We start from the raw sequence: 10,474 nt of genomic DNA on the forward strand, positions 1-10,474 counted from the left end.
CCGATGGCCGACCGACTCACCGGCGAGCGACTCGTCGACGACATGACCGTCGAGGAGAAGGCCCGCGCCGCCCTCGTCGAGCAGGTGCTGCCGGCCCTGCGCGCCAAGGCCGAGCAGGCCGACCGCGACGGCGCGTTCCCCCGCGAGCACCTCGGCACGCTGCGGGAGGCCGGCCTGCTCGGGCTGATCGTCCCGGAGGAGTACGGCGGCCTCGGCGGCACCCTGCGTGACCTGGCCGCCGCCACGTACGCGATGGGCACCGCCTGCCCGTCCACCGCGCTGGCCTTCTTCTTCCACAACACCTCCGCCTCCCGTGGCCTGCTGCCGCTGGAGGCGATCGAGTCCGGCCTCTTCGCCGACGACGAGGTCCCGGTCGTGACGGCGTTCGCCGAGAAGGTGCTGCGGCTGATGTCCGGCGGCACGTGGCTGGCGAACTTCGCCAGCGAGTCGGTGAAGTCGAGCAGCGCCAACATCGCGATCGCCACCACCGCCGTCGAGGTCGAAGGGGGCTGGGAGCTGACCGGCGAGAAGTCGTTCGGCTGCGCCACCGGCATCGCCGACTACTACCTGGTCACGGCCCGGCTGGACGGCACCGAAACGGCCGACGGGCTGGCCATGTTCCTGGTCCCGCGGGACGCGGACGGCGTCACCGAGCGCCCGTTCTGGGACGGCATCGGCATGCGCGGCAGCGCCAACCACGGCATCAAGCTGGACCGGGTCTTCATCCCGCACGCGGAGGCGCTGACCGTGCCGGGCGCGTTCGTGAAGATGCTGCAGTGCAGCCGGGGCAGCTTCGTCGGCAACCAGCTGGCGATCACCGCCGTCTACGTCGGCGCCGCGCAGGGCGTCTACGACGACACGCTGGACCGGCTCACCCGCAAGACGTTCGCGGACACCGGCCGGTCCATCGCGGAATCGCCGATGCACCAGGTGATCATCGGGAACATGACCGAGAACCTGGAGACGGCGTACCTGTGGCTGCGCCGCCAGCTGCTGATCGAGACGTGCGAGCCGCCGATCGCGACGAAGTCCGAGGTGTACGCCCAGTGGCGGATCGCCAAGGGCTCGATCTGCCAGGCCGCGTTCGACGTGGCGGTGAACGCGCTCAAGGCGTCCGGCACGTCGAGCGCGACGATGAACGGCGTCGTCGGCCGGGCGCTGCGGGACCTGTCGATGGGCCTGGTGATGACGTTCCCGCCGGAGCGCGGACGCCTGGAGGCCGCCTCGGTGATCACCTCGAACAAGGCGAACGAGCTGTTCGCGAGCGTCCCGAAGTGAACGACCTGGTCAACGGCGTGTGGTCGGCGTGCGGCACACCGGTCGGCGTCGAGCTGGAGGATCCCGCGACCGGGCGTGTCCTCGGGCCGGCGCTGGGCTCCTCGGTCGAGAACGTTTCGGCGGCGATCGCGGCGGCCGACGATCTCGGCTCTTGGGACCTCCCTGCCGCCGACCGAGCGGACATTTTGGACAGCATAGCCGCCGAAGTCCAGGCCGCCGCCGGGGAAATCGTGCTGCTGGAGGCCAGGTCGACCGGCGTCCCGATCCGGCAGACCACCCCGCTCGGCATGATCCTCTCCGGCGCGTTCGCCCTGGCCGCCGCCCAGCTCCGCACCGGCGTGCTGACCAGCACGACCACCCGCGAGGACGGCAACCAGGTCCTGGTCGAACGGCTCCCCTGGGGCCCCGTCGCCTGCCTGGTCCCGTGGAACGCGCCCGCGCCGATGGCGGCCCACAAGGTCGCCAACGCGCTCGCGGCCGGTTGCCCCACGATCCTCAAGCCGTCCGAGTACGCGTCGTCCGGCACCGAACGCCTGGCCGTCGCGATCGACACCGCGCTGCGCGCCGCCGGCGCCCCGCCCGCCCTGTTCCAGCTGCTGCACGGCGGCGCGGCGACCGGCGCGCACCTGGTCGGCGACGCCCGGATCCGGGCGGTCTCGTTCACCGGCGGCCTGGCCGGCGGTCGCGCGGTCGCGTCGGCCTGCGCCTACGACATCAAGCCGGTGCAGCTGGAGCTCGGCGGCAACAACCCGCTGATCGTGCTCCCGGACGCGGACGAGGCGGTCGCCGTCCGGGCCGCCGCCGACCTGCTCACCACGCTGAACGGCCAGTGGTGCCGGGCGTTGGGCCGGTTGATCGTGCCGGCCGGCCGCGAGCAGGCGATCGTCGACGGCGTCCTGGACCGGATCGCCGGGCTGCGCGCCGGGGACCCCGCGGACCCGGCCACCGATTACGGCCCGCTGATCCATTCCGGCCACCGGGCCGCGGTGGAGAAGGCCCGCGACGGGCTCGGCGGCACGGTTCACACCGCGAAGCTGGCCGTCCACACCGCGACGCTGGCCGGGCACACCGCGACGCTGGCCGGGCACACCGCGGAGCTGGCCGGCGCCGGGAACTTCCTGGCCCCCGCGCTGGTCACCGGCGCCGACCCGGCGCGGACCACCGAGGAGATCTTCGGGCCGGTCGCCGCGGTGCACGGCTACCGCACGGTCGGCGAGGCGATCGCGCTGGCCAACGGCACCCGCTACGGCCTGGAGGGCTACGTGATCGGCGCCGACGAGGCGGCCGCGGTGCGGGTCGCCCGGCGGGTCCGGGCCGGCGAGGTCAAGGTCAACGGCTCCTCGATCATGAGCCTGCACCTGTTCACCCCGCGCCCGGCCTGGGGCATCTCCGGCTACTCGACGGAGGGGACCGCGGAAACGTTGCTGTTCTTCACCAACCCGCGCGTGGTCGGTGTCGAAAACGGATTCGCGTTGCACAATCGCTCATGACCGCTTCCGCGCTGCGCGCGCTCCTCACCTCCGGCCGGGTCACCCACGTGCCCGGCGTCTACGACCCGGTGACCGCCGCGCTCGCGGTCGCGGCCGGCCATCGGGCCGTGCACCTCTCCGGCGCGGCCGTCTCGGCGACCATGCTGGGCCGCCCCGACCTCGGTTTCGTGCACGCCACGCAGATCGCCGACCGGGCGGCCACGCTGGTCCCGGCGCTGCAGGGGGTGCCGCTGCTGGCCGACGCGGACACCGGGTACGGCAACCCGGTGCACGCGGTGTGGACCGGGCTCGCCTACAGCCGCGCCGGGATCTCCGGGCTGCACCTGGAGGACCAGGTGAGCCCGAAGCGCTGCGGGCACCTGGCCGGCAAAGAGGTGATCGAGGTCGGACTGGCGGCCGCCAAGATCCAGGCGCTGGCCGATCAGGTGCCGGAGCTCGCGGTGATCGCCCGGACCGACGCGTACGCCGTCAACGGCCTGGCCGACACGATCGAGCGGTGCGTGGCCTACGCCGAGGCGGGCGCGGACGCGGTCTTCCCGGAGGGCGTCCGGACGATCACCGAACTCGCCGAGATCCAGCGCGCGCTCCCCGGCGTACCCCTGGTGGTCAATCGCAGCGAAGCTGCCGGCGCGCCGCCCGCCTGGACCGACGCGGACCTCGCGGAGGTCGGTGTCCGCTTGGTCCTGCACCCGGTCGCCGCTCTGCTCGCCGCCATGCGCGCGGCGTCGGTGACCTATCGCGCCATCGCCGAGACCGGCAGCGCCGACGACGTCGAACGGATGCCGTGGGCGGCCTTCACCGCGCTGGTCGGCCAGGACGAGGCCCTCGACCTGGACGCCCGCTATGTCCCACGGAGGTTGGAGACGTGAGTCGTGTCGTCGTCGCCGGCGCCGGGCCGGTCGGTCTGACCGCCGCCCTGGCGCTGGCCCGGAAGGGCGTCCCGGTCACCGTGCTGGAGTCCGGCGGGGACCTGGCCGCCGAGTCCCGCGCGTCGACGTTCCACCCGCCGACCCTGGAGATGCTCGACGACCTGGGCATCGGCGCCGAGCTGCACGACCGCGGCCTGCTCGCGCCGACCTTCGCCTACCGCGACCGCGCCGCGGGGCTGATCGCCCGGCTGGACCTGGCGGTGCTGGCCGGCGACACCCGGTTCCCCTACCGGCTGCAGTGCGAGCAGTCCAAGCTCACCCCGATCCTGCGCGCTCACCTGCTGCGGCACGACGGCTGCGAGATCCGGTACGACTGGCATCTCGCTGCGGTCACCCAGACCGGCGACACGGTGACCGCGCGGTCCGCGGACGGCCGGACCGCCGAGGGCTCCTGGCTGATCGGCGCGGACGGCGCGCACTCCGCCACCCGCCGCGCGACCGGCACCGGGTTCGACGGCATCACCTATCCCGAGCGTTTCCTGGTCGCCTCGGCCGACGAGGACCTCACCGCCTGGCTGCCCGATCTGGCCGCGGTCAACTACGTCTTCGACCCGGTCGAATGGTGTGTCCTGCTCCGCACCCCGGACCACTGGCGAGTCCTGCTCCCCACGCCGGCCGAGACCCCGGACGAGGTGGAGTACGCCCGCCTGGACGAGCGCCTGCGCGGCGTCTTCGACCCGGGCCGCCCGTGGCGGATCGCGCACGCCTCGATGTACCGGGTCCACCAGCGGGTGGCCGCCGCCTTCCGGGTCGGCCGGGTGCTGCTGGCCGGGGACGCCGCGCACGTCAACAACCCGCTCGGCGGCCTGGGCATGAACTCCGGCATCCACGACGCCGTCGCCTACGCGGACGCGCTGGCCACCGGCGATCCGGCGGTGGTCGACGCCGCCGCGGCCCACCGCCGCCGGATCGCGCTCGAATACGTGCAGAGCGTCTCGCACCAGAACTACGAGCGCCTGCGCGCCACCGACCCGGCGGCCCGCGCCACCTACCTGGACTCGCTGCGGGCCACCGCGGCCGACCCGGTCAAGGCCCGCGCGTCCCTGCTGCGCAGCTCGATGATCGCCTCGCTGCGCCCGGTGACCGCATGACCGACCTGATCGAGCGGGAGAATCCGGCCCGGTTCGCCGAGATCGTCGGCGCGGTCGCGGTGACGTCACCGGCCGAAGTGGACGCGATCGTCCGCCGGGCCGACGCGGAACAGCGCCGCTGGGCGGCCACCCCGCTGCCGGACCGGCTCGCCGCGCTGACCGGCGCCGCGACCGCGCTCGAGAACGCCGTCGAGGAGCTGGCCACGCTGCTGGCCAGGGAATCCGGCAAGGTCCTCGCGGACTGCCGCGGCGAGCTGGGCTTCGCGGTTCGCTTCCTGCGCTGGGTGGTCTCAAGAGCGATTTCGGCGTACGCCGACAGCACCGTCGACGACGATCTGGGCCGTCTCGTCCTGCTCCGCAAGCCGTACGGCGTCATCGCCGCGATCACGCCCTGGAACGCCCCGGTGATCCTGGCGATGCTGAAGATCGCCCCGGCCCTGGCCGCCGGCAACGCCGTGGTGCTCAAACCGTCCCCGCTGGCCCCGCTCACCATCTCCCGGGTGGCCGCGCTGTTCGAGGCCCCGCTGACCGTGGTGCACGGCGACGGCGCGACCGGCGCCGCCCTGGTCGGTCACGACCTGATCCGCAAGGTCGCGTTCACCGGCGGCGCGACCGGTGGCCGGGCGGTGGCCGCGCTGGCCGGCGACCGGCTCACCCCGTCGGTGCTGGAGCTGGGCGGCAACGATCCCGCGGTCTTCCTGGCCGACGCCAGTTTTACCGACGCGGCGATGGATCGCCTGGTGATGGCCACGTTCGCGACGAGTGGTCAGGTCTGCATGGCGGCCAAGCGCCTGTACGTCCCGGAGTCCCGTCTCGACGACTTCGTCGCGGCGTACCGGGCCGCCGCCGACCGGGTCCTGGTCACCAGCGACCCGCTGGCCCCCGGCGCGACGATGGGCCCGGTCATCTCGGCGGACGCCCAGCGGTCCGCCGCCGCGTTCCGGGACGACGGCGCCCTGGTCGATCTCGGTCGTTTCGACGCCGACCCGGCGACCGGCTACTTCGTGCGCCCGGGCCTGGTGGTGGCCCCGGATCCGGATTCCCGGCTGGTCCGCACCGAGCAGTTCGCCCCGGTCGTCCCGGTCCTCGGCTACCGCGACGAGGAGTCGGTCCTGGCCGCGGCGAACGCGGGTGACCTGGGGCTGGGCGCCTCGGTGTGGAGCGCCGACGAGGAGCGGGCGTTCGCGTTCGCCCGGCGGTTCGAGGCCGGGTTCGCGTTCGTCAACACCCACAACCGGACCGGGATGTCGCTGCGGGCGCCGTTCGGCGGGGTGAAGCGTTCCGGCTGGGGTCGCGAGTACGCCGAGGAGGGCCTGCTCGAATACGTCCAGACCTGCGTGATCCACGCGCCGGCGGCGTTCCGGCCGGGCGCGGAGATCCCCGCCGCCGGTCCCTCGGCGTACCCGGCCGGCTGAATCCAGCGTTTCCGGCCGCCCGGCGGGGCCACGTGGTCAGCTGAGGACCTATCACCTTGTCAAGGGGAAAGGTCCGACATGCCGAACATCGGCCGCATCACCATGATCGGAGCCGGCCTGCTGGCGGGCGCCGTTCTCGCCGGCACCCCGGTCCAGGCCGCGCCGCCGCACCGGGCGGGCGTCGTCGAGAAGCGCGAGTCGTTCTGGAACTTCAACTCCTGCATGCGCGCGATCCGCGAGCACGTCCGCAACGGCGACTTCGCCCACGCCACCTGCGAGGAGTTCCAGGACGACAGCGGCCGCACCCGCTTCCTGCTGGTCCCCCAGGCCGCCCCGCCCGCCGACACTCAAGGCGGCAATCAAGGCGGCGGCAACCAGGGCGGCGGCAATCAGGGCGGTCCGTGGGACGGCAGCCAGGGCGGCGGCGACCAGGACTGGGGCGGGCAGGAACCGCCGGGACGACGCGGGTAGCACCACGAACGGAGCCCGGGACCACGAACGGTCCCGGGCCGAACGCCGTTCAGGCGGTGTAATCCACGACCGCGCGGGAAACCAGTAGCGGGCGCACCCAGGCACCGAATTCGTGGTGCGCCGGATGTGCCTGATAGGACCGCAGGTCGTCGGCGTCCCGGTGGGTGGTGCGCAGGAACAGATGCCAGGAGACTTCGGTGGCGAGCTCGTCCACCGCCACCTCGATCGAGCGGATCGCGGGAACGACACCGGCGAGTTCTTCCAACCGCAACCTGGCCTTGGCAGCATCGCCCGCGTCGGCGAACTTCATCAGCACCACATGGACCAGCACGAGGCCTCCCGACGACAACTCAAGAACGTGACGAAACCGCAGACGAAACCTCTGTTGCGAATGTGGCACCCAAGTGTAGTTTTGGGAAACGCCGTTTCGCTAGGGGGAACCGGATGCCCGGTGTCGCACGTGTCGCCGCCGCCCAGATCGAAGCCGGTCAGGACGTCGCCGCCAACCTCGCCGCCTGCCTGCGCGTCATCGACGCCGCCGCGGCCCAACAGGCCCAGCTGATCGTCCTGCCCGAGTTCTGCAACCACCTGTCCTGGTACCCGTCCCGCGCGCGGGCCCGCGAGCTGGCCACCCGCCCCGGCGACCCGTTCCTCACCGCGATCGCCGACCGCGCGAGGCGACACCAGATCTGGATCAAGATCAACGTCACTTTCGCGTACGCGGGTGGCCGCACCGGCGGCACGAACCTGCTCCTCGACCCGTACGGCGAGATCGTCGCCCGGTGCGACAAGCAGACCCTGATGGGCGCCGAGAACGACTTCCTCGACCCGGCGGTCACCGAGGGCCCGATCGTGGACACCCCGCTCGGCCGCCTCGGGATGTACGCGTGCATGGAGGGCGTGATCAGCGAGGTCACCCGCGGTCTCGCGCTGCGCGGCGCCCAGGTCCTGCTGAACAGCCTGAACAGTTTCGCCCTGGACGAGGCCGACCTGCACATCCCGGTCCGCGCCGCGGAGAACAAGGTGTGGGTGGTCGCCGCGAACAAGGTCGGCCCGCTGCTCCCCCGCGACGAGCTGCCGGCGATCGCCGAGCGGCTGGGCGTCCCGCCGGAGTGGCTGCACGGCGCCGGCGAGTCGCAGATCGTCGCCCCGGACGGCACGGTCGTCGCGAAGGCCCCGCGCACCGGCGAGCACGTGATCGTCGCCGACATCGAGCCGGCCCGGGCCGACGACAAGCGCCGCCCGGACGGCACGGACCTGCTGGCCACCCGCCGCCCCGAGCTGTACACGCCGATCGCCGACCCGCCGGTCGGGCGCCGCCGGCCGCCGGGCGCCGCCGAGCTGGCGGTCGCGGTGGTCCGCGGTCCCGGCCTGGTCCGCGCCGCGGCGGACCAGGGCGCACGGCTGATCGTCCTGCCGGAACGCACCGGCGATCCCACGACGATCGCGGAGGCCCTGAACGGGACCGAGAGTCGGGTCGTCACCACGGTCGTGGACAACGACGTACACCAGGGGATCTTGATCTCGGCGGACGGCATCGTGGCGCGGCAGCCACAGCTCCACGCGGGCGGCCGCGCCGGGAAGGTGATCGTGCCGATCGACCTGGCGTGGGGCCGGCTGGCGATCGTGGTCGGCGACGACGCGCTCTATCCGGAGACGTTCCGGCTGGCCGCGCTCGCCGACGTGGACGTGGTCGCGGTCCCCTGCCGGGCGCAGGAGCCGTGGGAGCTGGCGCTCGGGCTGCCCGAGCGGGCCGCCGAGAACCGGCTGAACGTGGTGGTCAGCACCCCGCTCGACCAGCCGGCCGCGATCCTCGCGATGAGCCCGGACTTCACGCTCTGGACCGCGTGGCAGGGCCCGTTCACCGGCCGGATCTCCACCCCGGTCCGCACCGACGTCCCGGCCGGCGTGCCGCTCGGCACGGCGACCGTCGCTCCCGCCCAGGCCGCGAACCGGATGGTGTCGCGGCAGACCGATCTCGTCGACGGCCGCCCCTGGCGGCTGGCCGGCGCGCTCATCGACAGATAAGGGAATCCGATGGCGGAGACACTTCAGCACGTCGAGGACATGGTCGACAGCTCCCCGGTGGTCGACGTGCACGACACGTTCAGCTTCTACCGGCAACTGCTCGCCGACCTGAAGGCGAAGATCGACGCCCGGTTCACCACCACCCGCGATCCGTCCTCGCTGGAGCTGCAGACCTACGGCGGCTACCCGGACGGGCCGGGCGGCTCGCTGGAGGCCTACTCCGGGCCGGAGGTCGACTGGATGGTGCACTCCTGGCTCGGCAACCCCGGCGCCAGCTTCGCGAACCTGCATCTGACCTGCTGGCTGGGCCCGCAGGTGAAGGTGCCGCACCTGGGGATCGCGCTGCTGGTCTGGCCGGGCGGCTGGTTCTACCTGGACTCGGTGCCGCGGACGAACATGGTCGAGGACGGGGCGTACTTCGACAAGTACTACGCCGAGCTCGACGAGGAGTGGCTGGAGCTGCGCGGCGACCCGCAGTTCGAGTACTTCGTGAGCCGGGCCGGGTTCATCCGGGCCAGCCTGTCGCCGACGGCCTACTGCTACTCGTTCGAGCGCAGCGAGCGCAACCTGGCGATCGTCTCGGCCCGGGCGCACGCGCACGTGGACCGGTGGCTGCGCTGGGTCGACGAGGCCGAGCCGGTCCCGGCGGACGAGCGGGCCGCGCTCGCCGAGACCGACCTGCGGATCCGCCGGAACATCGCCGAGCGGGACCCGGCGAACGTGATGGGCGTCCGGTTCTTCGGCGAGGAGACGACGAACAAGCTGGTCCGGGCGTTGTGGGGCGGGGACCGGGAGCTGCCGCGGCCCGGGGTGACCGGATGATCCGCTCGATCTGGTGGGCCGCGACGATCCCGGGCGCCGACAAGCCGTTCGACACCGCGCACCTGCGGATCTACTACCCCGCCGTGGCGACCGGTTCGGATCAGGAGCGGCTCACCGGGGTGTTCCCGGCCGACCCGGCGCAGGCGCCCTATCCGGTGGCGCTGATCGTCTCCGGCGTCAACGTCGGCCAGGAGGCCTACCGCTGGCTGGCGACCGAACTGGCCGGTCGCGGGTTCATCGCGGTGACCTACGACTGGGTCGGTGAGCTGTTCGGCGGACTGAAAGGGATCACTCCGGGGGTCATCCTCGACGCCGCCAGGCCCGACTCCTACGGCACCCAGCCAACCACGCCTTCGGTTCCCGCGGTTCTGGAAGCCCTCGCCGAATCGCCGCTGGCCGAGGTGATGGATCTCGATAAAGTCGGACTTGTCGGTCACTCCGCCGGCGGGACGGTCGTGTTGCAGAGCGCGCGTTTCTTCCCCAGCGTGAAGGCGGTGGCGGCCTACGGGACGCACACCATGGTCGCGACGATGCTCGGCTGGCCGGCCGGGACGGTCGTGCCGGCCCAGGTCGCCTCGCCGGTCCTGCTGATGGCCGGCTCGCAGGACGGCGTGATCAACGGATCCGCCGACCGTTACGGCGAAGAAGCAACCTCAAGACAAGACCCGATCTCCCGTACGTTCGACGAGGCGCTGCCCGACCGCAACGGCGCGAACCTGCAGGTCACCTTCGCCGGGGCGAACCACTTCGGGATCGTGCACCCGGTCGACGAGACCGCGGCGCGCGCGTTCCTCGACCTGCCGGCCACCACCGATCCGGCCGTGACCCGGGCGGCGCTGGCCGACGTGCTCGCCGCGTTCCTCGACGTGCACCTGCGCTCGCTGCCGGGCGACGCGCTGGACAAGGCACTCCAGTCATCCGACATCGCCGCGATCCGGCGGAGGTAACAG

At 72.7% G+C, this 10,474-nt stretch carries 10 protein-coding genes; 9 read left to right on the forward strand and 1 reads right to left on the reverse strand.

Going from position 1 to position 10,474, the window contains the following annotated elements; all coding sequences use genetic code 11:
• Window positions 1-3: 3 nt before the first annotated feature.
• From L3i22_RS39300 to L3i22_RS39325, 6 genes are all read left to right on the forward strand, one after another.
• Window positions 4-1,278, forward strand: coding sequence for an acyl-CoA dehydrogenase family protein (locus L3i22_RS39300; RefSeq protein WP_221322530.1), 1,275 nt, complete (start codon window positions 4-6; stop codon window positions 1,276-1,278).
• On the forward strand, window positions 1,275-2,768 hold the full coding sequence (locus L3i22_RS39305) for an aldehyde dehydrogenase (RefSeq protein WP_221322531.1): 1,494 nt from the start codon (window positions 1,275-1,277) through the stop codon (window positions 2,766-2,768). Before L3i22_RS39300 ends, L3i22_RS39305 begins: the two co-directional genes overlap by 4 nt.
• The gene (locus L3i22_RS39310; protein ID WP_221322532.1) at window positions 2,765-3,637 is read left to right on the forward strand and encodes an oxaloacetate decarboxylase; all 873 of its coding nucleotides are present in this window, start codon (window positions 2,765-2,767) and stop codon (window positions 3,635-3,637) included. The genes L3i22_RS39305 and L3i22_RS39310 overlap by 4 nt, the downstream gene beginning before the upstream one ends.
• Window positions 3,634-4,788, forward strand: a complete 1,155-nt coding sequence (locus tag L3i22_RS39315) for an NAD(P)/FAD-dependent oxidoreductase (RefSeq protein WP_221322533.1) — start codon at window positions 3,634-3,636, stop codon at window positions 4,786-4,788. Before L3i22_RS39310 ends, L3i22_RS39315 begins: the two co-directional genes overlap by 4 nt.
• Complete coding sequence (locus L3i22_RS39320) at window positions 4,785-6,203, forward strand: aldehyde dehydrogenase family protein (protein ID WP_221322534.1); 1,419 nt, start codon at window positions 4,785-4,787, stop codon at window positions 6,201-6,203. The genes L3i22_RS39315 and L3i22_RS39320 overlap by 4 nt, the downstream gene beginning before the upstream one ends.
• 78 nt (window positions 6,204-6,281) lie before the next feature.
• Window positions 6,282-6,674 (forward strand): hypothetical protein, encoded by a 393-nt coding sequence (locus L3i22_RS39325; protein WP_221322535.1) that lies wholly within the window; start codon window positions 6,282-6,284, stop codon window positions 6,672-6,674.
• Between the two features lie 49 nt (window positions 6,675-6,723).
• On the opposite strand, the gene L3i22_RS39330 is transcribed toward L3i22_RS39325, so the two are convergent.
• Window positions 6,724-7,005, reverse strand: coding sequence for a Dabb family protein (locus L3i22_RS39330; RefSeq protein ID WP_221322536.1), 282 nt, complete (start codon window positions 7,003-7,005; stop codon window positions 6,724-6,726).
• Between the two features lie 113 nt (window positions 7,006-7,118).
• On the opposite strand from L3i22_RS39330, the gene L3i22_RS39335 reads away from it, so the two are divergent.
• From L3i22_RS39335 to L3i22_RS39345, 3 genes are read left to right on the forward strand one after another with little or no spacing between them, the layout of a single operon-like run.
• Window positions 7,119-8,702, forward strand: a complete 1,584-nt coding sequence (locus L3i22_RS39335; protein WP_221322537.1) for a nitrilase-related carbon-nitrogen hydrolase — start codon at window positions 7,119-7,121, stop codon at window positions 8,700-8,702.
• 9 nt (window positions 8,703-8,711) lie between these two features.
• Complete coding sequence (locus L3i22_RS39340) at window positions 8,712-9,524, forward strand: oxidoreductase (RefSeq protein WP_221322538.1); 813 nt, start codon at window positions 8,712-8,714, stop codon at window positions 9,522-9,524.
• Window positions 9,521-10,471, forward strand: coding sequence for a dienelactone hydrolase family protein (locus L3i22_RS39345; protein WP_221322539.1), 951 nt, complete (start codon window positions 9,521-9,523; stop codon window positions 10,469-10,471). Before L3i22_RS39340 ends, L3i22_RS39345 begins: the two co-directional genes overlap by 4 nt.
• Window positions 10,472-10,474: the final 3 nt, after the last annotated feature.

Source organism: Actinoplanes sp. L3-i22, from assembly GCF_019704555.1.
In the GTDB taxonomy this organism is placed as follows: domain Bacteria; phylum Actinomycetota; class Actinomycetes; order Mycobacteriales; family Micromonosporaceae; genus Actinoplanes.